Origin of the sequence: Microbacterium sp. LMI1-1-1.1 (genome assembly GCF_040815675.1) — a bacterium.
GTDB lineage: Bacteria > Actinomycetota > Actinomycetes > Actinomycetales > Microbacteriaceae > Microbacterium.
In genome coordinates, this window is record NZ_JBFPNN010000008.1 from 684522 (window position 1) to 706167 (window position 21646).

At 71.0% G+C, this 21646-nt stretch carries 23 protein-coding genes and 1 tRNA gene; 17 read left to right on the forward strand and 7 right to left on the reverse strand.

Features of this window, described 5'->3' with window-relative positions; all coding sequences use genetic code 11:
* The first annotated feature begins 15 nt into the window (after nt 1-15).
* From gabT to nusG, 8 genes are all read left to right on the forward strand, one after another.
* Complete coding sequence (gabT, locus tag MRBLMI1_RS12780) at nt 16-1365, forward strand: 4-aminobutyrate--2-oxoglutarate transaminase (RefSeq protein ID WP_367733535.1); 1350 nt, start codon at nt 16-18, stop codon at nt 1363-1365.
* Between the two features lie 88 nt (nt 1366-1453).
* Complete coding sequence (locus MRBLMI1_RS12785) at nt 1454-2917, forward strand: flavin monoamine oxidase family protein (RefSeq protein ID WP_367733536.1); 1464 nt, start codon at nt 1454-1456, stop codon at nt 2915-2917.
* The gene (locus MRBLMI1_RS12790; RefSeq protein ID WP_367733537.1) at nt 2914-3786 is read left to right on the forward strand and encodes a universal stress protein; all 873 of its coding nucleotides are present in this window, start codon (nt 2914-2916) and stop codon (nt 3784-3786) included. The genes MRBLMI1_RS12785 and MRBLMI1_RS12790 overlap by 4 nt, the downstream gene beginning before the upstream one ends.
* Complete coding sequence (locus tag MRBLMI1_RS12795) at nt 3783-5345, forward strand: APC family permease (protein ID WP_367733538.1); 1563 nt, start codon at nt 3783-3785, stop codon at nt 5343-5345. The genes MRBLMI1_RS12790 and MRBLMI1_RS12795 overlap by 4 nt, the downstream gene beginning before the upstream one ends.
* Nucleotides 5346-5367: 22 nt before the next feature.
* The gene (locus tag MRBLMI1_RS12800; protein WP_367733539.1) at nt 5368-6729 is read left to right on the forward strand and encodes an NAD-dependent succinate-semialdehyde dehydrogenase; all 1362 of its coding nucleotides are present in this window, start codon (nt 5368-5370) and stop codon (nt 6727-6729) included.
* Between the two features lie 173 nt (nt 6730-6902).
* A tRNA-Trp gene (locus tag MRBLMI1_RS12805) sits at nt 6903-6975 on the forward strand.
* Nucleotides 6976-7018: 43 nt separating this feature from the next.
* Entirely contained in the window at nt 7019-7294 is a 276-nt protein-coding gene (gene secE, locus MRBLMI1_RS12810; protein ID WP_367733540.1) for a preprotein translocase subunit SecE, read from the forward strand.
* 61 nt (nt 7295-7355) lie between these two features.
* Nucleotides 7356-8570, forward strand: coding sequence for a transcription termination/antitermination protein NusG (gene nusG, locus MRBLMI1_RS12815; RefSeq protein WP_367733541.1), 1215 nt, complete (start codon nt 7356-7358; stop codon nt 8568-8570).
* A gap of 165 nt (nt 8571-8735) precedes the next feature.
* Here the strand turns inward: nusG and MRBLMI1_RS12820 are convergent, their stop codons facing one another.
* Nucleotides 8736-9695 carry a hypothetical protein gene (locus MRBLMI1_RS12820; protein WP_367733542.1) on the reverse strand — a complete coding sequence of 320 codons (960 nt, stop codon included), beginning with the start codon at nt 9693-9695 and terminating at the stop codon, nt 8736-8738.
* Between the two features lie 95 nt (nt 9696-9790).
* Here MRBLMI1_RS12820 and MRBLMI1_RS12825 point away from each other — a divergent pair, with 95 nt between their 5' ends.
* The 7 genes from MRBLMI1_RS12825 (at nt 9791) to MRBLMI1_RS12855 (ending at nt 14804) form a co-directional block, all read left to right on the forward strand.
* A complete protein-coding gene (locus MRBLMI1_RS12825) occupies nt 9791-9973 on the forward strand; it encodes a hypothetical protein (protein ID WP_367733543.1) in 183 nt (60 codons plus the stop codon).
* 74 nt (nt 9974-10047) lie between these two features.
* On the forward strand, nt 10048-10479 hold the full coding sequence (gene rplK, locus MRBLMI1_RS12830; protein WP_367733544.1) for a 50S ribosomal protein L11: 432 nt from the start codon (nt 10048-10050) through the stop codon (nt 10477-10479).
* Nucleotides 10480-10491: 12 nt separating this feature from the next.
* Nucleotides 10492-11184, forward strand: coding sequence for a 50S ribosomal protein L1 (gene rplA / locus MRBLMI1_RS12835; RefSeq protein ID WP_367733545.1), 693 nt, complete (start codon nt 10492-10494; stop codon nt 11182-11184).
* A gap of 168 nt (nt 11185-11352) precedes the next feature.
* Nucleotides 11353-12159 carry an amino acid ABC transporter substrate-binding protein gene (locus MRBLMI1_RS12840; RefSeq protein WP_367733546.1) on the forward strand — a complete coding sequence of 269 codons (807 nt, stop codon included), beginning with the start codon at nt 11353-11355 and terminating at the stop codon, nt 12157-12159.
* Between the two features lie 142 nt (nt 12160-12301).
* The gene (locus tag MRBLMI1_RS12845) at nt 12302-12967 is read left to right on the forward strand and encodes an amino acid ABC transporter permease (protein ID WP_367733547.1); all 666 of its coding nucleotides are present in this window, start codon (nt 12302-12304) and stop codon (nt 12965-12967) included.
* Nucleotides 12954-13757 carry an amino acid ABC transporter ATP-binding protein gene (locus MRBLMI1_RS12850; protein ID WP_367733548.1) on the forward strand — a complete coding sequence of 268 codons (804 nt, stop codon included), beginning with the start codon at nt 12954-12956 and terminating at the stop codon, nt 13755-13757. The genes MRBLMI1_RS12845 and MRBLMI1_RS12850 overlap by 14 nt, the downstream gene beginning before the upstream one ends.
* A 3-nt stretch (nt 13758-13760) precedes the next feature.
* On the forward strand, nt 13761-14804 hold the full coding sequence (locus MRBLMI1_RS12855) for an NAD(P)H-dependent flavin oxidoreductase (RefSeq protein WP_367733549.1): 1044 nt from the start codon (nt 13761-13763) through the stop codon (nt 14802-14804).
* 25 nt (nt 14805-14829) lie between these two features.
* Here the strand turns inward: MRBLMI1_RS12855 and MRBLMI1_RS12860 are convergent, their stop codons facing one another.
* Together MRBLMI1_RS12860 and lysE are read right to left on the reverse strand one after the other, a co-directional pair.
* On the reverse strand, nt 14830-15108 hold the full coding sequence (locus MRBLMI1_RS12860; RefSeq protein ID WP_367733550.1) for an acylphosphatase: 279 nt from the start codon (nt 15106-15108) through the stop codon (nt 14830-14832).
* Nucleotides 15109-15181: 73 nt separating this feature from the next.
* Complete coding sequence (lysE, locus tag MRBLMI1_RS12865; protein WP_367733551.1) at nt 15182-15844, reverse strand: L-lysine exporter; 663 nt, start codon at nt 15842-15844, stop codon at nt 15182-15184.
* Nucleotides 15845-15913: 69 nt separating this feature from the next.
* Between lysE and MRBLMI1_RS12870 the strand changes: the two genes are divergently transcribed.
* Nucleotides 15914-16801, forward strand: coding sequence for a LysR family transcriptional regulator ArgP (locus tag MRBLMI1_RS12870; RefSeq protein WP_367733552.1), 888 nt, complete (start codon nt 15914-15916; stop codon nt 16799-16801).
* Nucleotides 16802-16804: 3 nt separating this feature from the next.
* On the opposite strand, the gene MRBLMI1_RS12875 is transcribed toward MRBLMI1_RS12870, so the two are convergent.
* The 4 genes from MRBLMI1_RS12875 to MRBLMI1_RS12890 form a co-directional block, all read right to left on the reverse strand.
* On the reverse strand, nt 16805-17827 hold the full coding sequence (locus tag MRBLMI1_RS12875) for an NADP-dependent oxidoreductase (protein ID WP_367733553.1): 1023 nt from the start codon (nt 17825-17827) through the stop codon (nt 16805-16807).
* A gap of 165 nt (nt 17828-17992) precedes the next feature.
* A complete protein-coding gene (locus MRBLMI1_RS12880; RefSeq protein WP_367733555.1) occupies nt 17993-18505 on the reverse strand; it encodes a MarR family winged helix-turn-helix transcriptional regulator in 513 nt (170 codons plus the stop codon).
* Between the two features lies 1 nt (nt 18506).
* Complete coding sequence (locus MRBLMI1_RS12885) at nt 18507-20201, reverse strand: MDR family MFS transporter (protein WP_367733557.1); 1695 nt, start codon at nt 20199-20201, stop codon at nt 18507-18509.
* 95 nt (nt 20202-20296) lie between these two features.
* Nucleotides 20297-20971 carry a YqaJ viral recombinase family protein gene (locus tag MRBLMI1_RS12890; protein ID WP_367733558.1) on the reverse strand — a complete coding sequence of 225 codons (675 nt, stop codon included), beginning with the start codon at nt 20969-20971 and terminating at the stop codon, nt 20297-20299.
* A 121-nt stretch (nt 20972-21092) separates the two neighbouring features.
* On the opposite strand from MRBLMI1_RS12890, the gene MRBLMI1_RS12895 reads away from it, so the two are divergent.
* Nucleotides 21093-21506: an SIP domain-containing protein gene (locus MRBLMI1_RS12895; protein ID WP_367733559.1), complete on the forward strand. Its 414-nt coding sequence runs from the start codon at nt 21093-21095 to the stop codon at nt 21504-21506.
* Nucleotides 21507-21646: the final 140 nt, after the last annotated feature.

Consider the following 21646-nt stretch of genomic DNA (forward strand, 5'->3'; position numbering starts at 1 on the left):
CGTAGCATCGCCGCCATGAGCCTCGACACCCTCCCCGCCGTCGGCGGTCCGACCCTCGCCCAGGAGCGCCGCCTCGTCACCGCCATCCCCGGCCCGCGCTCGCAGGAGCTGCTGGCCCGCAAGGCCGCCGCCGTGGCATCCGGCGTCGGTCACACCGTGCCGATCGAGGCCGTCGCCGCGGGCGGAGGGGTCGTCGTCGACGCCGACGGGAACTCGCTCATCGACCTGGGCTCGGGCATCGCCGTCACCAGCGTCGGCAACGCCCACCCGGCCGTCGTCGCCGCCGTGCAGGAGCAGGTCGCCGCCTTCACCCACACGTGCTTCATGATCTCGCCGTACGAGTCGTACGTCGCCGTCGCCGAGGCCCTCAACCGCCTCACCCCCGGCGATCACGCGAAGAAGAGCGCGCTGTTCAACTCCGGCGCCGAGGCCGTGGAGAACGCGGTCAAGATCGCCCGCAAGCACACCGGCCGTCAGGCCGTCGTCGCCTTCGACCACGCGTACCACGGCCGCACCAACCTGACGATGGCGCTCACCGCGAAGAACATGCCGTACAAGAGCGGTTTCGGCCCCTTCGCCGCCGAGGTCTACCGCGCCCCGCTGTCGTACCCCTTCCGCGACGGCCTGTCGGGTCCCGACGCCGCCGCGAAGGCCATCTCGCTCATCGAGAAGCAGGTCGGCGCCGAGAACCTCGCCGCCGTCATCATCGAGCCCATCCAGGGCGAGGGCGGCTTCATCGTCCCCGCCGACGGCTTCCTGAACGCGATCGTCGACTGGTGCCGCGAGAACGGCGTCGTCTTCATCGCCGACGAGGTGCAGTCCGGCTTCGCCCGCACCGGCGCCATGTTCGCGTCCGAGCACTTCGGCATCGTCCCGGATCTCGTCACCACCGCGAAGGGCATCGCCGGCGGTCTCCCGCTCGCCGCCGTCACCGGCCGGGCGGAGATCATGGATGCCACCCACACCGGCGGCCTGGGAGGGACCTACGGCGGCAACCCCATCGCGTGCGCCGCGGCGCTGGCATCCATCGACGCCTTCGAGAACGAGGGGCTCGTCGAGCGGGCCCGGGAGATCGGCGAGCTGCTGACCGGACGTCTGCGCGCGCTGCAGGCCGGCGACCCGCGCATCGGCGACGTCCGCGGACATGGCGCGATGATCGCGGCCGAGTTCGTCGACCCCGCCACCGGGGCGCCCGACGCCGCGCTCACGTCGGCTGTCGCGAAGGCCGCCATCGCCGAGGGCGTCATCGTCCTCACGTGCGGCACCTACGGCAACGTCATCCGGTTCCTGCCGCCGCTGTCGATCGGCGACGACCTGCTGAACGAGGGCCTCGACGTCGTCGCGGCCGCCCTCGCCCGCACCTGAGGAACGCCCGGCGGCGTGTGCGCCCGGACACCGCCGCCGCCGGGATCACCTCGACACCCCCGCGCGAACGACGAGTAAGGAAGCTTTCATGGACGAGATCACCCGAGACGTGGTCGTCATCGGAGCCGGCGCCGCCGGACTCACCGCCGCCAACGACCTGCGCAAGGCCGGCCTGTCGGTCGTCGTGCTGGAGGCGCGCGACCGCGTCGGCGGGCGCCTGTGGACCGACGTGATCGACGGCGCGATGCTCGAGCTGGGCGGCCAGTGGGTCTCGCCGGACCAGACGGCGCTCATCGACACCGTCGCCGACCTGGGACTGTCGACCTACAGCCGCTACCGCGAGGGCGACAGCGTCTACGTGGGCCCCGACGGTCAGACGAAGCGCTTCACCGGCGAGATGTTCCCCGTCGCCCCCGAGACCGAGAAGGCCATCGACGAGGTCACCGCGCGTCTGGACGCCATGGTCGCCGAGATCGACCCCGACCGCCCGTGGGCCCACCCGAAGGCCGCCGAGTGGGACGCGATCTCGTGGGACGCCTGGCTCCGACAGCAGACCGACGACGACGAGGCCGTCCGCAACCTCGCCTTCGCCACGGGGTCGGCGATGCTCACCAAGCCCACGCACACCTTCTCGCTGCTGCAGTCGCTGCACATGGCGGCATCCGCGGGCTCCTACTCGAACCTCGTCGACGCGGACTTCATCCTCGACAAGCGCGTGGCCGGCGGCCTCCAGCAGGTGCCCGAGCTGCTCGCCGAGCGTCTCGGCGACGACGTGCTGCTCAACCAGCCGGTGCGGCGCATCCTCTGGGGCGCCGAGGCGGTCGCGACGCCGGACCGCGCGGCCGACTCCGCGACGGGGCAGCGCGTCGACGACCTGCGCGCCCTGACCGCCCGCGTCGAAGCCGCGAAGACCTCCTCCGCGGGAGTCACCGTGATCGCCGACGGCGTCACCGTCCGCGCCCGCTTCGCGATCCTCGCGCTGGCGCCCGTCCTGTACCCGCGCATCTCGTTCGAGCCGCCGCTGCCGCGCCTGCAGCACCAGATGCACCAGCACTTCTCGATGGGCTTCGTCATCAAGGTGCACGCCGTCTACGAGACGCCGTTCTGGCGCGACAAGGGTCTGTCGGGCACCGCCTTCAGCCCCTACGAGCTCTGCCACGAGGCATACGACAACACCAACCACGGCGACGAGCGCGGAACCCTCGTGGGCTTCGTGTCCGATCAGAACGCCGACGACCTGTTCCGGCTGAGCCCCGAGGAGCGCAAGGAGCGCATCCTCGACTCGCTCTCCCGCTACTACGGACCCGAGGCGAAGGAGCCCGTCGTCTACTACGAGAGCGACTGGGGCACCGAGGAGTGGACGCGCGGCGCCTACGCCGGCAGCTTCGACCTGGGCGGCCTGCACCGCTACGGCGCGGACCTGCGCGAGCCCGTCGGCCCCCTCCACCTCGCGTGCAGCGACATGGCCGGCGCCGGGTTCCAGCACGTCGACGGAGCGATCCGCCAGGGCCGCCGCGCGGCCGAGGAGATCCTCGAGCGGACGCGCGGATGAGCGGCGACCGCGTCGTCGTCGGGTACACCGCCACCGACGCGGGCGCCGACGCGCTCGCGCTCGGGGCCCGACTGGGTGCGGCACTCGGCGCGCCCGTGCATGCGGTGGTCGTCCTGCCCTCCGCCGAGAACAACGTCTCGATCCCGACGGACGCCGGGTACGAGCGTCTCGTCCAGGACACCGCCCGCGGATGGCTTCGCGAGGCCGTGGCGCCGTATCCCGGCATCCGTGGTCATGTCCGCTCCGCCCACGCGGTGTCGGACGGGCTCGTCGCCGCCGCCGAGGAGTTCGGCGCCGGCGTGATCGTCGTCGGCACCGGCGGGGGAGCACCCCGCGGCCGGCACCGCCTCGGAACCACCGCCGAGGAGCTCGTCCACTCCGCGCCGGTCCCCGTCGCGCTGGCTCCCGAAGGGGCGCGCGAGGTGGACCCGTCCGTCGGGCTGCCGCGCGTCACCGCCGCGATCGGCACCCGCCCCGGAGCCGACGTCCTGCTCGACACCGCGGCATCCCTCTCCCGTCGTTCGCAGGCGCCCCTGCGGCTGCTCTCGCTCGCGGGCGTCGATCTGCCCGGCCGCGTGGACGCCTCGCTCACGCGTCTGACCGGCCAGGCGCACGCCCAGAGCGTGCTCGACGCCGTCCGCACGTCCCTTCCCGCCGAGATCGAGGCCGAGGCCGTCGTCGGCGCCGGCTCCGACATCGAGGACGCGGTCTCGCGCATCGACTGGCATCCCGGCGAGGTCGCCCTCGTCGGCTCGAGCCGTCTCGCGCAGCCGCGGCGCCTCTTCCTCGGCTCCACCGCGGGCCGGATCCTCCGCGCCCTCCCCGTCCCCATGATCGTGGTGCCGCGCACCTCGGAGGCCTCCTCATGACCAGCTCCCTGGGCGGCGCGAGCCCCGCGCCCGACAGCGCCGTCACCACCGGCATCTCCAACAAGGGCCTGCGGGTCGGTTCGATCGGCATGATCGGCGCCGTCGTCATCGGCATCTCGACCATCGCCCCGGCCTACACGCTCACCGGCGCGCTCGGCCCCACCGTCTCGGCCGTCGGCTTCCAGGTGCCGGCGATCATCCTCGTCGGCTTCATCCCCATGCTCCTGGTGGCGCTCGGCTATCGCGAGCTGAACTCGAGGATGCCGGATGCCGGCACCTCCTTCACCTGGGCAGCCCGCGCCTTCGGTCCGTGGGTGGGGTGGATGGCGGGCTGGGGGCTGATCGCCGCCACCGTCATCGTGCTGTCGAACCTCGCCGGCATCGCGGTGGACTTCCTGTTCCTGCTGATCGCGCAGATCACGGGCAACGCCGAGATCGCCGAGCTCACCCGCGTCGTGCCCATCAACGTCGCGGTGTGCCTGCTGTTCATGTTCCTGGCCACGGTCGTGTCGTACCGCGACCTGCAGACCACGCAGCGCCTGCAGTACGGTCTGGTCGGCTTCCAGATCCTCGTCCTGCTGGTCTTCGCGGGAGCAGCCGTCGTCGAGATGCTGAACGGCAACGCGTTCGACGCCAGCCCCGTGGAGCTGTCGTGGTTCAACCCGTTCGAGGTCCCGTCCTTCAGCGCCTTCGCCGCCGGGCTCTCGCTGTCGATCTTCATCTTCTGGGGATGGGACGTCATCCTCACCATGAACGAGGAGACGAAGGACCCCGACAAGACGCCGGGTCGTGCCGCGACCGTCACGGTGTTCCTCATCGTCGCGCTGTACTTGCTCATCGCCGTGGCGCTGCTGATGTTCGCCGGCAACGGCACCGGGGAGCTCGGCCTCGGCAACGAGGACATCCAGGAGAACGTCTTCTTCCACCTGTCGGGGCCGATCCTCGGACCGCTCGCGTTCCTCGTCTCGCTCGCGGTGCTCACCAGCTCGGCATCCTCGCTCCAGGCGACCTTCGTGGGGCCCGCCCGCACGCTGCTGGCGATGGCGCACTACGACGCGCTGCCGAGGAAGTTCGCGAAGGTGAGCCCCCGCTTCTTCACCCCCGGTTACGCCACCATCGTCTCGGCGATCGTCGCCTCGGCGTTCTACGCCGTCATGCGCGTGCTGAGCGAGAACGTCCTCACCGACACCATCACGGCCCTCGGCGCGATGATCTGCTTCTACTACGGCATCACCGCCTTCGCGTGCGTCTGGTACTTCCGCAAGCAGTGGTTCGACTCGGTGCGCAACGTGTTCCTGACGCTGCTCGCGCCGCTGATCGGCGGGCTGATCCTCGCAGTGCTGTTCGTCACCACCCTCATCGACAGCGCGAGCCCCGACTACGGCTCGGGCTCGGAGATCGGCGGCGTCGGTCTCGTGTTCGTGATCACCGTCGTGATCATCGTGGTCGGACTCGTGCTGATGATCGCCCAGCGCATCGCGAGTCCCGGCTTCTTCCGGGGTGAGACGCTGGGACGCGACGCCCCCGCCAGCGCACGCCGCCGCCGCCTCACGTCCTGACAACGAAACGAAAAGGAGCACCATGAGCGACTACGCCGTCGTCAATCCCGCCACCGGTGAGACCCTCGCCGAGTACGACACGTTGAGCGACTCCGGTGTCGAGGACGCCATCGCCTCCGCCCACGACGGGTACCGGGCCTGGTCGCGCACCGCCCCGGCCGAGCGCGCCGAGGCCCTGCGCCGTGTCGCCCAGCTGCACCGCGATCGCCGCGACGACCTCGCGGCCATCATCGTGCGGGAGATGGGCAAGCCGCTCGAGGCGGCGCTGGGCGAGGTCGACTTCGCGGCCGACATCACCGAGTACTACGCCGACAACATCGCCAAGATCACCGGTGACAGTCCGCTCGACATCCTCGGCGAGGGCACGGCCGTGATCCGGCGCTCGCCGCTGGGCGTGCTGCTGGGCATCATGCCGTGGAACTTCCCGTACTACCAGGTCGCCCGCTTCGCCGCCCCGAACCTCGCGGTCGGCAACACGATCCTGCTCAAGCACGCTCCGCAGTGCCCCGAGTCGGCGGAGGCGCTGCAGACGATCTACCGCGACGCGGACCTGCCCGAGGGCGCGTACGTCAACATCCGCGCCACCAACGACCAGGCCGCGACGATCATCGCCGACCGTCGCGTGCAGGGCGTGTCGGTGACGGGCTCCGAGCGGGCGGGGGCGGCGGTCGCCGAGATCGCCGGTCGCAACCTGAAGAAGGTCGCGCTCGAGCTCGGCGGATCGGACCCCTTCATCCTGCTCTCCACGGATGACCTGGATGCCGCCGTGCAGGCCGCCGTGGACGCGCGCCTGGACAACAACGGGCAGTCCTGCAACGGCGCGAAGCGCTTCATCGTGATCGACGAGCTCTACGACGCCTTCCTGTCCAAGTTCAGCGCCGCGCTCGGCGAGGCCAAGGTCGGCGACCCCTTCGCCGACGACACGGTACTCGGACCCCTGTCGTCGCTCACCGCGGCCGAGCGCCTCGACGAGCAGGTGCAGCGTGCAGTCGCCCAGGGCGCCACCGTCGAGGTGGGCGGCACCCGCGACGGCGCCTTCTATCCCGGCACCGTGCTCACGGGCGTCACGAGCGAGATGGACGCGTACGGCGAGGAGTTCTTCGGCCCCGTCGGCACCGTCTACCGCGTCGCGAGCGAGGACGAGGCGGTCGAGCTCGCCAACGACACCGGCTACGGTCTCGGCTCCTACGTCTTCACGACGGATGCCGCCCAGGCCGAGCGCATCGCCGATCGGATCGAGGCCGGGATGGTCTATGTCAACGTCGTTCTCGCCGACTCGCCGGAACTGCCCTTCGGCGGGGTCAAGCGCAGCGGCACCTCGCGCGAGATGGGTCTGCTGGCGGCGGACGAGTTCGTCAACAAGAAGCTCATCCGCACCGCCTGAGTCGCGTGTCGTCCCCCGGTCCGGTTCGCCAGGCCGGGGGACATGACATAGACTGGGGAGTGCAGTCGAAATCTGCAATCTTTCGCCGTGCCCGGTGGGCATGCGGCTCTTTCCCCCGGAGAGGCCTTCGCGAGAGCGGGCGGATTTCGAACCCGGAGCCCGCGAGGGTTCTTAGGGCGGTAGCTCAATTGGCAGAGCAGCGGTCTCCAAAACCGCAGGTTGCAGGTTCGATTCCTGTCCGCCCTGCGCACAGCGCACGCTGGCAACGAGAAATGACCTAGGTGGTTCGATGACGCAGGACGAGGCGAAGGGCGAGATCGTCGCTGACCGCGGCGCGCCCCGTGAGAAGAAGCCGAACTTCTTCGCGCGGATCGCTCTTTTCATCCGCCAGGTCTTCGCGGAGCTCCGCAAGGTCGTCACCCCCACCCGCCAGGAGCTTCTCAAGTTCACGGCCGTGGTTCTCGGCTTCGTCGTCGTCATGATGGCGATCGTGTACGGCCTCGACGTGCTGTTCGTGTGGCTCACCAGCGCCGTCTTCGGCGTTCCCGGTACCGCCGGCGCCTGACCGGCGTCTCGGCGATCGCGCCCTGCCACGAGCGGGCGCCCTGCAACGGAAGAGATCACCAGTGTCTGAAAGATATGTCGACGACGCCGATTGGGCGACGGCCGCCGAGCAGTCCAGTGAGGACGACGAGGCGCAGGAGGGCAGCGTGCTCGCGTCGCAGGAGCACGCCTCCGACTCCGCCGAGCACAGCGCGATCCACGTGGTCGCCGACGACGACACCGACGACGAGGGCGACCTCGGCGACATCGACATCACCGACCCGGAGGCGGACGCGATCGTGAACGACGCTCTCGAGATCGACGAGACCAGCGAGGCCGAGGCCGCCGCCGAGGTCCTCACCGACTCCCTCGCGGAGGAGCAGGCCGAGGAGGCCGCCGAGGCCGCCGACGAGGTCACCCCCTACGACGGCCCCGACGTGAACGGCGAGCCCGACGAGCCGGTGCTCGACGAGGACTTCGTTGAGGAGGTCGGCGCCGCCGCCTCCGTCGTCGACGAGGTCGAGGCTGGGCCCACGCAGCCGGAGGCTCCGCTCGACGCGGAAGCGGCGAGTGGAGGGGCTGTGGGGACCGAGTCGCCCGCCGACGCCGCGGAGGCTCCCGTGGACCTGGACGACGACGCCGTGGCATCCATCGACTCCGAGGACGACGAGGACGCCGACCCCTACGAGACCTTCCGCACGGAACTGCGGTCGCTCCCGGGCAAGTGGTACGTCATCCACTCCTACGCGGGCTTCGAGCGCAAGGTGAAGGCCAACATCGAGCAGCGCAAGTCGACGCTCGAGGTCGAGGACGACATCTACCAGATCGAGGTCCCGATGGAGGACGTCGTCGAGATCAAGAACGGCCAGCGCAAGATGGTCACGCGCGTGCGCATCCCCGGCTACGTGCTGGTGCGCATGGACCTCAACGAGGACACCTGGTCGGTCGTGCGTCACACCCCCGGTGTCACCGGCTTCGTGGGCAACGCCCACAACCCGACGCCGCTCCGCTTCGAGGAGGCCTTCAACATGCTGAAGAGCCTCGTCGAGGTCAAGGAGTCCGCTCCCGCCAAGGCCGGCGCCGCCAAGGGCGCACCCGCGGCGCAGCGCGTCATCCCCGCCGAGGTCGACTTCGAGACCGGCGAGACCATCACCATCAAGGAGGGCTCGTTCGCGGGTCTTCCCGGCACGATCAGCGAGATCAAGCCCGAGAGCGGCAAGCTCACGGTGCTCGTGTCGCTGTTCGAGCGCGAGACCCCGGTCGAGCTGTCGTTCGACCAGGTCACCAAGATGGTCTGACACCCGTCGCTTCGAGAACGCCCCGCCCGGCTCGCGCCCGGCGGGGCGTTCTCGCGTCCGGCGGCGGGTCGTCTCCTTCGCCGATAAACGCCCGCTGCACCGAGGAACGCCGGGTGCGCGCGTTTATCGGTGCAGAGGGCGTTTATCGGCAGGGTGGGCTCGGCCTCATCGAGATCGGGGGTTTCGGCCGATGCTCGAGAGCCGTGCAGTGTCGGCACGGCGCTCAGGGCGGAGGCCGGCGGCGAGAAGCGCGGCGCGCAGCCCCTCTCCGCTGACCGCATCGGCGAAGTCCCACCGTGCGACGGTCCACCCGGCGCGCCGGAGGTCCTGTTCGCGACGCTTCTCCGCTCGCAGGGCACGAGTGACCTCCTGCGGGTCCGCCCCGTACTTGGCCCACCCGTCGGACTCCCCGATCACGCGGAGCGCGGGCCAGCAGAAGTCGCTGCGATAGCGACGGCCGTCGACGATATGCGTCTGCTGCAGGAGAGGAGGGGGAAAGCCGCACCAGCCGATCACCGCGCGGCTCACGGACTCGCCGACGGACTCGGAGGCTGCATCGGCGTGATCGATCACCCATTCGGCTCGGCGGCGACCGCGCGGGTTCCGCTGGGATGCGACCACTTCACGTAACACGGAGAGCGAGACGTCGGCGGGGCGGAAGCGGATCGCCGCATCGGCGACCGCCAGCGCGAACGCCGGCGGGAGGCACCGGGCGAGATCCAGGACGGTGTCCGCCACGGTCGTGACGAGGAGCTCCCCACGGCGGGCGACGTCGCGCTTGTCGGCGCTGGTGTGCACTGTCACATCCCCGTACCGCAGCGAGCGCGAACGCCGGCCGTCGAAGAGATGGATCTGGCGGGGGTGCCCGAAGATGGGAAGATTCCACAGAGCGGCCGCCGACTCGTGCGAGAAGACGGCGCCAGGACGGGAACCGCCGAAAGCGTGGACCCGCACGACATAACGGTCCCATTCCGCAAGCCCATCCCAGAGGTCCCGCGCGATGTAGACACCGTTCCGCACGCGGAGCGACCCGGCCTGACTCTCCGGATGCAGTCCCGCCGATCGGGCGTCGCGGGCGCGAAGCAGGGGGAGGGCCGAGGGCAGCGGCGGTTCAGCGGGGTGCATGCCGCCATCGTGGCGACTCGCGCGTCTTCACGCGGTCGCAGCCGACGTTTTGGGGAGCGCCCCGCCGATCGTGCGCCTGTGGAGGAGCCGGAGCCATGGCATCCCTCGTCATTCGCGTCGCGGTCAGCCAGCCGATAAACGCCTCCTGCACTGAGAAACGGCGGGTGCGCGCGTTTATCGGTGCAGAGAGCGTTTATCGGCGGGGGGCGGGGGGAGGGAGGGATGCCGGGAGGGCCGACGTCGCGTATGATGAGGAGGTTGCGTGCTTCGGCGCGTGACGACCGCTGCCCGGATCCGCCGGGTCTGCGGGAGAGCGCGGGCACCCGCCCCCGCTCGAGGAAAGGAAGAGGAAATGGCACCCAAGAAGAAGGTGACCGGCCTGATCAAGCTCCAGATCAACGCCGGTGCTGCCAACCCGGCGCCGCCGATCGGTCCGGCGCTCGGTCAGCACGGCGTGAACATCATGGAGTTCTGCAAGGCGTACAACGCCGCGACCGAGTCGCAGCGCGGCAACGTCATCCCCGTGGAGATCACCGTCTACGAGGACCGCAGCTTCACGTTCATCCTGAAGACGCCCCCGGCCGCTGAGCTCATCAAGAAGGCCGCCGGCCTGCCCAAGGGCTCGGCCACCCCGCACACCGTCAAGGTGGGCAAGCTCACCAAGGAGCAGGTGCGCGAGATCGCGACGACCAAGCAGCCCGACCTGAACGCCAACGACATCGAGGCCGCGGCCAAGATCATCGCCGGCACCGCCCGCTCCATGGGCATCACGGTCGAGGACTAAGGGGAGAAGAACATGGCTACCAAGTCCAAGGCATTCCGGGCCGCCGCCGAGAAGATCGCGCCCGACACGTACTACACCCCCGCCGACGCCGTCGCCCTCGCGAAGGAGACCGGCTCGAAGAAGTTCGACTCGACCGTCGAGGTCGCGCTGAAGCTCGCGGTGGACCCCCGTAAGGCGGACCAGATGGTCCGCGGCACGGTCATCCTGCCCCACGGCACGGGTAAGACCGCGCGCGTCATCGTCTTCGCCAACGGCCCCGCGGCCGAGGCGGCCCTCGCCGCCGGTGCGGACGAGGTCGGCGGCGCCGAGCTCATCGAGAAGGTCGCCGGCGGCTACACCGCGTTCGACGCGGCCGTCGCCACGCCCGAGCTCATGGGCCAGGTCGGTCGCCTCGGTAAGGTCCTCGGACCCCGCGGCCTCATGCCGAACCCCAAGACCGGCACCGTGACCCCCAACCCGGCCAAGGCCGTCGAGGAGATCAAGGGCGGAAAGATCGAGTTCCGCGTCGACAAGCACGCCAACGTGCACTTCGTCGTCGGCAAGGCCTCGTTCTCGGCCGAGCAGCTCGACGAGAACCTCGCCGCCGCGCTCGAGGAGATCGTCCGCCTCAAGCCGTCCAGCTCGAAGGGCCGCTACATCCAGAAGGGCGCCGTCTCGACCACCTTCGGTCCCGGCATCCCGCTGGACGTCAACGCCATCGCGTAACGCTCCGCGTCCGAGAACCCCGTCGTGCCCCGTGCCCGGCGGGGTTCTCGCGTGAACGGACCTGCAACACGGCGTCATCCGGGAAGACCTGGATGCCGGGACGTGTTGTGCTTGCATGTGCGCGTCGCGCACGCCTCACCCCTGCCCCGCAATCCCACAGGAACAGCCATGCCCCGTCGCCGTTTGTCCGTCCTGGCCGCAGGCCTCGCCGCCGCCGCCCTCACCCTCACCGCGTGCAGCGGGGGATCGTCCGAGTCCGGCTCCGCCGCCGCGGGCGAAGACCTGGGCCTGGTGAACTCCGGCACCCTCACCGTCGCCACCGAGGGCACGTACCGTCCCTTCTCGTATCACGACGAGACCGGCGAGCTGGTCGGCTTCGACGTCGAGATCGCCGAGGCGGTCGCCGAGAAGCTCGGTCTGGACATCCGCTTCCAGGAGACCCAGTGGGACGCGATCTTCGCGGGTCTCGACGCGGGTCGCTTCGACGTCATCGGCAACCAGGTCTCCATCAACGCCGAGCGCCAGGAGAAGTACCTCTTCAGCGAGCCGTACACCGTCTCGCGCGGTGTCATCGTGACCACCGAGGACGACGACTCCATCTCGAGCTTCGCCGACCTCGCGGGCAAGACCACCGCCCAGTCGCTCACCAGCAACTGGTACGAGCTCGCCACCGACAGTGGCGCGCAGGTCGAGGCCGTCGAGGGCTGGGCCCAGGCGGTCGCCCTGCTGCAGCAGGGACGCGTGGATGCCACGGTGAACGACCAGCTCACCTACCTCGACTACGAGAAGACGAACAGCCCGACCGGACTGAAGATCGCCGCCGAGACCGAGGAGACCTCGGACAGCGCCTTCGCGTTCACCAAGGACAAGCAGGCCCTCGCCGACGCGATCGACGGCGCCCTCGACGAGCTGCGCGCCGACGGCACGCTCGCCGAGATCAGCGAGAAGTACTTCGGGGCAGACGTCACCCAGTGAAGCGAGTGACGTCCGAGGGGACGTCACGCAGTGACACGAGTGACGTCCGTCACGGACACGCTGTAAACCCCCGCACCGCATCCGCCTCTCCCGCCTAGCGTGGAGGGGCGGATGCCGCGTGCGGCGACGAGGAAGGAGGGGCATGGACGACATCTGGAGACTTCTGATCGACTCGTTCTGGCCCATGCTGCTGGCGGGGCTGCGCGGGACGATCCCCCTGTCGCTCGCCTCGTTCGCGATCGGTCTCGTCATCGCGTTGGCGATGGCCCTGCTGCGGCTTTCGCGCAACATCGTGCTGTCGGGCTTCGCGCGCTTCTACATCTCGATCATCCGCGGCACGCCGCTGCTGGTGCAGCTGTTCGTGATCTTCTACGGCCTGCCCGCCATCAACATCACGATCGACCCGTTCCCGGCGGCCGTCATCGCGTTCTCGCTGAACGTCGGAGGGTACGCGGCCGAGGTCATCCGCGCTGCGATCCTCTCGGTGCCCCGCGGGCAGTGGGAGGCGGCGCACACCGTGGGCCTGTCCCCGCGCAAGACGCTCACCCGCATCGTGCTGCCGCAGGCGGCCCGCGTGTCCGTGCCGCCGCTGTCGAACACCTTCATCTCCCTGGTGAAGGACAGCTCCCTGGCATCCCTCATCCTCGTCACCGAGCTGTTCCGGCAGGCGCAGAACATCGCCGCGTTCTCGTACGAGTTCATGGCCGTGTATCTCGAGGCCGCGTTGATCTACTGGCTGTTCTGCCTCGTGCTGTCGTCGGGGCAGAGCGTGATCGAGAGGAGGCTGGACCGCTATGTCGCACGCTGACGATCCGCTCACGCCCGCCGTCCCGGCCGACGAGACGCCGCTCCTGCGGGTCCGCGGCCTGGAGAAGAGCTTCGGCGCGAATCGCGTGCTGGACGGCGTCGACCTGCAGGTGAACCGCGGGGACGTGCTGGTGCTCATCGGCCCCTCGGGCTCGGGCAAGACCACGGTGCTGCGGTGCCTCAACGGGCTCGAGACCCCGGACCGCGGCGAGGTCGTCTTCGACGGCGGCCCCGCGGTGGACTTCGGCGCGAAGGTGTCGAAGGCAGACCGCAACGCGCTGCGCGACCGGTCCGCGATGGTCTTCCAGCACCACAACCTCTTCCCGCACCTCACGGTGCTGCAGAACGTGACCGAGGGGCCGATCCAGGCGCACGGCGTGCCCAAGGCCGAGGCGGTCGCCCGTGCGGAGCGGCTGCTCGACCGCGTCGGTCTCGCTGAGAAGCGCGACGCGTACCCGTTCGAGCTGTCCGGCGGCCAGCAGCAGCGGGTCGGCATCGTCCGCGCGCTCGCTCTGGAGCCGCAGCTGCTGCTCTTCGACGAGCCGACGAGCGCCCTGGACCCGGAGCTCGTCGGCGAGGTGCTGTCGGTGCTCCGCGAGCTCGCGGACGAGGGGTGGACGATGGTCATCGTGACCCACGAGCTGCAGTTCGCCCGTCAGGTCGCCGACGAGGTGCTGTTCTTCGACGACGGCGTCATCGTCGAGCGGGGAGCCCCGGAGAAGCTGTTCACCCACCCCGAGAAGGACCGGACCCGCCGGTTCCTCGACCGCATCCTGCGCCCCCTGGACTGAGCCATGTCACGACTGACCCGTCTTCTCGGGATCGACGTCCCCGTCGTCCTCGGCCCGTTCGGCGGGCTGTCGTCCGTCGCGCTGACCGCGGCGGTGAGCGAGGCCGGCGGCCTCGGCTCGTTCGGCCTCTACGGCTACACCCCGGACCGCATCGCCGAGACGGTCGCCGCTCTCCGCGCCGCGACCTCGCGCCCGATCGCGGTCAATCTGTGGCTGCCCCGCGGCGACGAGGTGGTTCCGGCCGAGGTCGACCTGCGTCCTCACCTCGACGCCCACGCGGGGCTGTTCGCCGACGCCGGCGCGGAGGTCCCTGTCCCGCCGTCCGCGTTCCTGCCGGACGTCGAGGCGCAGCTGGACGCCGTCCTCGAGGCGCGTCCGGACGTCCTCAGCGTCGTCTTCGGGATCCCGGATGCCGCCACCCTCTCGCGCGCCCGGGATCGCGGCATCCGCGTCGTCGGCACCGCCACCTCGGTGGCCGAGGCCGTCGCGCTCGACGAGGCGGGCGTGGACGCGATCGTGGCGACCGGCGCGGAGGCCGGGGGTCACCGGGTGTCGTTCCTCCGCGAGCCGGAGCGCTCGCTCGTGGGCACGTTCGCGCTCGTGCCGCAGGTCGTCGACGCCGTATCGGCGCCGGTGATCGCGGCGGGCGGCGTCGCGGACCGTCGCGGCGTCGCCGCGGCCCTGGCCCTCGGCGCCGACGGGGTGCAGGTGGGCACCGCGTTCCTCCGCACTCGCGAGTCCGCGGCGACCGACGCCCATCGTGCGGCGCTCACCGCGGCGGCCGACACCGACACCGTGCTGACGCGGGCGATGAGCGGTCGTCTGGCGCGCGGCATCCCGAATCGCGCCCTGCGGGAGATCGAGGCCTCCGGGATGATCGCGCCGTTCCCGGCGCAGAACTGGCTGACCGGTGTGTTCCGCGCGGCGGCGACGGTTGCGGGCGACGGGGATCTGCTGTCGCTGTGGGCAGGTCAGGCCGCGGGGCTCGCGCGCCGCGAGACCGCCGCCGAGGTCATGGCCGAGCTGCGGGCGGGCCTGCCCGGCTGACGCGGGCGTCCCGGCAGCGCGCGGATCAGGCCGTCGCGCGGATCTCGAAGCCCGTCGGTGAGGCGTCGGCCTCCGTCTCGGCGACCGTGACGTGGTCCACGCGGGCGGAGGCCGGACCCCGGTGCGCCCACGCGATGACGGCCTCCACGGCCTCGTCGGCGCCCGTGACCTGAGCCTCCACGCTCCCATCCCGTCGGTTCCGCACCCACCCGGTCGCGCCGGCGGCGGTGGCTGCGTCCTGCAGGGCGTAGCGGAACCCCACGCCCTGCACCCGTCCCTCGACCGTCATCGTCACCGTTCGCATGCCTCCATCCTCCCCGAACGACCGGCGGGGATGGAGGCGCGGCTCGCGCGGGGGCGGACGGGCGGGCGGATGCTCAGTGCGGAAGGACCAGCGACAGCGCGATCGCGAACATGACGAGGGCGATGGCGGCATCCAGGATCCGCCAGGCGCGCGGGGTGTCGAGCCAGCGTCCCAGGAAGCGGGCGCCGAAGCCGAGGCCCGTGAACCACAGCAGGCTCGCGGCGCACGCTCCGGCCGCGAACACCCACCGGCCGTCGCCGTGCGTCGTGGCGACGGACCCGAGCAGGAACACGGTGTCGAGGTAGACGTGCGGGTTGAGCCAGGTCAGGGCCAGGCACGTCAGCACGGTCGTGGCCAGGCGGGTCGGGCGGGTGCGGACCAGGGTGCCGCCGGCATCCGTCGTCTGGGAACCGGATGCCGCCGTCTCGGGGGTCGCGTGCAGCGTCTGCCCGTTCGGGCGCACCGCCCGCCGTGCCGCGAGCACGCCGTAGACGGTCAGGAACGCCGCGCCCGCCCACCGCACGACGTCGAGGAGCCAGGGGATCGCCTCCAGGACGAGGCCCACGCCGGAGACGCCGAGGAGGATGAGGACCGCATCCGACACCGCGCACACGGCGACGACGGCGAACAGGTGCTCGCGGCGGATCCCCTGGCGCAGGACGAAGAGGTTCTGGGCGCCGATGGCGACGATGAGCGAGAGACCGAGGCCGAAGCCGGCGAGCAGGACGGGGAGCACGTCTCGACGTTAGGACGTGCGGTCGCCGCAGAACAGCTCAGGATTCTGCAGCACCGTTAGCATCGCTTCATGCACGTTCCGCTCGACCTCGCGCGCACCCTGGCCATCGTCGTCGACGAGGGTACCCTGGATGCCGCCGCCCGGCGGCTCCACATCACACCCTCGGCCGTGAGCCAGCGGATCCGTGCGCTCGAGGATCAGCTGGGGCGGGTGCTGCTCGTGCGGTCCAAGCCGGTCCGGACGACCGAGGCCGGCGACGCCGTGGTGCGTCTCGCCCGGCAGCTCGCGCTCCTGGAGCACGACGCCCTCGTCGGCATGGGCGCGGCGGGCGGGGGAGCGGCATCCCTCTCTCTCGCCGTCAACGCCGACTCCCTCGCGACGTGGTTCCTCCCACCGCTGGCCCGGGTCGCCGCCCGCCGCGACGTCGTCTTCGACCTGCACCGCGACGACCAGGACTTCACCGCGGCGCTCCTCGAGTCCGGGACGGTGATGGCCGCGGTCACCTCGCGTCAGACGCCCGTCGCCGGATGCCGCGTCCGCCCGATGGGGGTGCTGCGGTACGAGGCGGTGGTGGCGGCCCCGTTCGCGCGGCGGTGGTTCGCCGACGGCGTGACGTCGGCGACGCTGGCCGCGGCTCCGCTGGTGGACTTCGATCGCCGGGACGACCTGCAGACCCAGTGGCTGCGTGCCCGCGGCGTGGCGGTCGAGGCCCCGCCCCGGCACCGGGTGCCGGCGTCGCAGGACTTCGCCGCCGCTGTCGTCCTCGGCCTCGGCTGGGGCCTCCTGCCCGTCTTCCAGTCGGAGCCGCATCTGGACGACGGCGTACTCGTCCGTCTCGGCGGCGACCCCGTCGACGTGCCGCTGTACTGGCAGCAGTGGAACCTCACGTCCCCGCTGCTCGACGAGGTCGCCGACGAGCTCGTCACCGAGGGGCGACGGGTCCTCGCGGCGGGGTGAGGCTCAGTCGTCGCTGACGCGCAGCACGATCTTGCCCCGCGTGTGCCCCCGCTCCAGCTCGGTGTGGGCCGCAGAGGCGTCGGCGAGGTCGAACACCCGGTCGATGAACACGCGCACCGCCCCCGAGTCGATCAGGCGACCGATCGTGGCGAGCGCGCTCCCGTCCGGCACGACCTTGTAGGAGGTGGACCGGATGCCACGGGCCGACGCCGCGTCACGGAATCCGGGCCACGCACCGGTCGGTACCTCGATGAGCAGGCCCCCGGGTCGGATGACCTCCAGCGAGCGCGTCCCCGTGTCGTCGTGGACGTTGCCGATGAGATCGATGACGACGTCGACGTCGGCCACGACGTCCTCGAAGCGCACGTCGGTGTAGTCGACGACCTCCGCGGCGCCCAGCTCCCGCAGCCAGTCGAGGTTTCGCCCCGAGCCGGTCGCGATGACGTGCGCCCCGAAGTAGGCCGCGAACTGCACCGCGAAATGACCGACGCCGCCGCTGCCGGCGTGGATGAGGATCCGCTGCCCCTCGTGGGCGAGGGCGGTCTCGACGACGATGCCCCAGGCCGTCAGTGCGGCCAGGGGGATGCCGGCCGCCTCGACGTGCGAGAGGGTCGACGGCTTGCGGGCGAGCGAGAGGGAGGGGACGACGGTGTACTCCGCGTACGTGCCGGGAGTCCGCGGGGTCGTGGCCATCCCGATCACCTCCGTGCCCGGAGGGAACGGGTGCGACTCGTACGGCGCGCGCACGACGACCCCGCTGACGTCGTAGCCGAGGGTGGCGGGCCAGGCGCCGATCGCCGCCGAGGGGCCGCCGCCGGCCCGCGTCTTGGCGTCGATCGGATTGACGCCCGCAGCGACGACGCGCACGAGCACCTCGCTGAGGACGGGGGAGGGCACCGGCACCTCGACCAGGTGCAGGGCCTCGGCGGACCCGGTCGAGTCGATCACCGCCGCCTGCATCGTGGCGGGCACGGGCGGGGCCGGAGGCGCCTCGGCGGCCTCGGGACGCGTCGATCGGAATCTCATTCGGCGCTCCTTCACAAGCGGTCGCGTCGCTGCGGCGTCGCCTCGACCCCCTCAGTCAATCGCGACTTTGTCTCGCCGGTGTTACACCGGGGTCACCGTGTCGCGACGGTGCTCACCGGGGCGGTGGAGCGGGGGCCTCCGGGGTGCGACGGAGGGCCGCGGGGGTCAGCCCCGCGCGGGCGACTCGCCCACGGCGAGAGCGTGGAGAAGGGTCGACAGGTGACGGATGTCGTCGACCGACCAGTCCGCCATGGCCTCGAACAGGCGGCTCTCGTGCGGGGCACGCGCCTCGGCGAGCCGCGCGTGACCGTCCTCGGTCACGGCGATCACGCGGGAGCGGCGATCGGCCGGGTCGGGCGTGCGCGTGACGAGGCCGAGCTCCTCGAGCTCGCTGATGCTGCGGCTGAGGAAGCCCTTGTCGGCCGTCAGCCGCTCGGCGAGGGCCGACAGCGTGAGCGGACCGAACCGGCTCACGACCGACAGCGCCTTGAACGTCGCCGGGAGCATCCCGGGGCTCACCCGCTCGGCGGCCTCGGACACGTACCGGCGGAAGACGGTCATCAGCTCCGAGAACGAGCCCTCGAGGGCCTGCACCGCCTCCCGGCGCTCGTCGGACGCGACGGCGTCCCCGCCGCTCGCGATGCACGAGACGGGCGGGGACGACGGGGACGCGACCATGTCAGTCATCCTCTCCCACGGAGGCGCCTCGGCGCGCGGAGCCGGGGGCCGTGGCATCCACGGTCCGGACCGACCCGGTGGCGGACAGGCTCGCCATGCCCTCGGGGACCGACACCGTCGCGAGGTCGGCCTCGCTGGCGGCGACGCGCTCGCTCGTCGTCATCCGGGTCAGCGGGCGGTTGGGGAGGAAGAGGATCGCGAGGAGGCTGACCACCGCGACCGGCACGGCGATGAGGAACGAGTGCGCGATGGACTGGGCGTAGATGTCCTCGACGATCACGCGGACGCTCTCGGGCAGGGTCGACACCTGCGGGATGGCCCCCGACTGGAGGGCCTGCGCGACCGAGGCCCCCTCGGCGCCGAGCCCCATGATCGCGGCCTGCAGGTCCGCCGCGCGGTCGGTGAACAGGCTCGTCGCCATGCTCGCGAGGGCCGCGCCCATGACCGAGACGCCGATCGTGCCGCCGAGGCTGCGGAAGAACGTGACCCCGGAGCTGGCCGCGCCCATCTGGGACGGGTCGGCGGTGTTCTGGACGATGAGGACGAGGTTCTGCATCGTCATGCCGACGCCGGCGCCGAGCAGGGCCATGTAGATCGAGACGAGGGTGAAGTTCGTGTCGTAGTGGATCGTCGACAGCAGGAACGAGCCGGCGATGAGCAGGATGCCGCCGACGACGAGGAACGGCTTCCAGTGACCGAAGCGCGAGATGAGCGAGCCGACGACGACGGATGCCACCAGCAGGCCCGCGATCATCGGGATCGTCATGACGCCGGCCTCGGTCGGCGTCGCGCCGCGGGCCATCTGCATGTACTGGCTCAGGAAGACCGAGGTGCCGAACATGGCCAGACCCGTCGCGATGGAGGCGATGGTGGCCAGCGTGAAGGTGGCGTCGCGGAACAGCGTCAGCGGGACCAGCGGCTCGGACGAGCGGAGCTCGACGAGGACGAACAGCAGGGCCGCGACGACGGCGCCGCCGACCATGAGCAGCGTGGGGACGCTGGCCCACTCGAAGGAGTCGCCGGCGTTGGTGACCCAGATGAGCAGGAGCGAGACCGCGGTGGAGAGCAGGACGATGCCGAGGTAGTCGATCTTCACCTTGCGGGCGGCCCGCGCCGGGAGGTGCAGGGTCCGCTGCTGGATGAGCAGGGCGGCGACGGCGAACGGGATCGCGACGAAGAAGTTCCAGCGCCAGCCGAACGCGTCGGTGATGACGCCGCCGAGCAGCGGTCCGCCCACGGTGGCGACGGCCATGACCGCGCCGAACAGGCCCATGTAGCGACCGCGCTCGCGCGGGCTGATGATGTCGGCCATGATCACCTGGCTGAGCGCGGCGAGACCGCCGGCGCCGAGGCCCTGCACGGCGCGGAACGCGATGAGCATCTCGGTGTTCTGCGAGAAGCCGGCGGCGGCCGTCGCCAGGACGAAGATCGCGATCGCGATCTGGATGAGGACCTTGCGGTTGAACAGGTCGGCGAGCTTGCCCCAGATGGGGGTGGAGATCGCCGTGGTCAGCAGGGTCGCCGTGATGACCCAGGTGTAGGCGTTCTGATCGCCCTGCAGGTCGTGGACGATGACCGGCAGCGACGTCGAGACGACGGTCGAGGCCAGCATCGACACGAACATGCCGAGCAGCAGCCCGATGAGGGCCGGGAGCACGCGCCGCGAAGCGGCGGTGTCGGGGGACGAAGTGGTCATGCGGAGCTCTCCACGGGAAAAGGGGACCGCGACGACATCGGCGCGTTAGTTGACGAAAATCAACTATACGCCGAATGGTTGACAAATATCAACGATCAGTCGTCGATCAGCGCGAGAGCGCGGTACCTCTCCGTGGGGGCCGGCCGCACCGGCGCCTGACGCGTCCGCATGGTGCGGTGGTAGAGCTCGTCGATGAGCGCCGTGGCCAGCGACACGAGCTTGGCGATCTCCCGCTCGTCGCGATCGATCCACTGGCAGCGCGGCTCGTCGTCCACGGGGACGAACCCGTCGTGCTGCTCCCACGCGACGAGCGTGCGCTCGGCGCCCAGGACGTGCTGCTGCCACCAGATCTGCCGCATGTAGGTGCGCGGGATCGACCGCCACGCCTTGTTCGTCGTCTTGATCTCGGCCAGCACGATGCGGCCCTCGCCGTCCACGACGACCCCGTCCGGCGTCGCCAGGTGCCGCTTCTCGACGACCGCGTGATACAGGGCGGAGGAGGGGCGGATGCCATGCGTCGCCGCCACCCAGGCGGCGATCTCCGGCTCGCGTCGACGACCGTGCGCGGTGAACGCGTTGCCCGAGAAGCTCGAGCCCATCAGCTTCGCGTCCGCGGCGCGGGAGATCGCGTTCGCGCTGGTGAGAGCGGCGACGTCCGTGGCGGTGATGCCGCGCGACCGTGCGCGGATCCACGCCACGCGATCACGCGAGTCCGCGACGATCCGGGACTCGAGGTCGGCGCTGCGCGACGCGACGAGCTCGGGGGACATGTGTTCGACCCTAACCCGACGTCGCCGGGCCCGAGGGTGCGACGACGGCGATTCGCGGCCTCGTCGTCCTGGCATCCCGACCCCCTTGTTCGCGAGGTAAGGGTCACCTAAGTTGGGGGGCATGGAATCGGATGCCACGCCCCTTCGGCGACCGGACGGCGGGCGCTGGTGCGACCTGGGCGGGGCGGTGCTGCTCGCCGGCGACGCCCGCAACCTGCCCGAGATGCGGCGCATCGCCGCGGCGCTGTCGCCCGCCGCGCACGTCACGGTGCTGGTCGAGGCCGCGGTCGCCTCGCAGGTCGAGCCGGTGCCGGCCGGGGGAGCGGCGCGGGTGACCTGGCTCGTCCGGTCCGACGGCGAGGGGATGCGCCCCCGCGGGGAGCGCCTCGCGACGGCGATCCACGCGTGGTGCGCGGAATGGGCCTGCGCCGCCGACGGCTCCGACCCGGTGTGCACGGTGTGGCTCGGGGCGCGGACGCCGTCGCGCATCGTCCGCATGACGCGCGCCCTCCTCCCCACCCCGCGCGTCCCCTAGCACCGCCCGCCCGGGTTTGGCGAGGGGGCGGGGGTCGGGTACAGTAGGGGACAAGCCAAAGACCGTCGGTCATCGGAGTGCCTGCACTTCGATCGAAGCGTCTGCTGAGAAGCAGGGGACCTACGCAGGTGGACGAACCT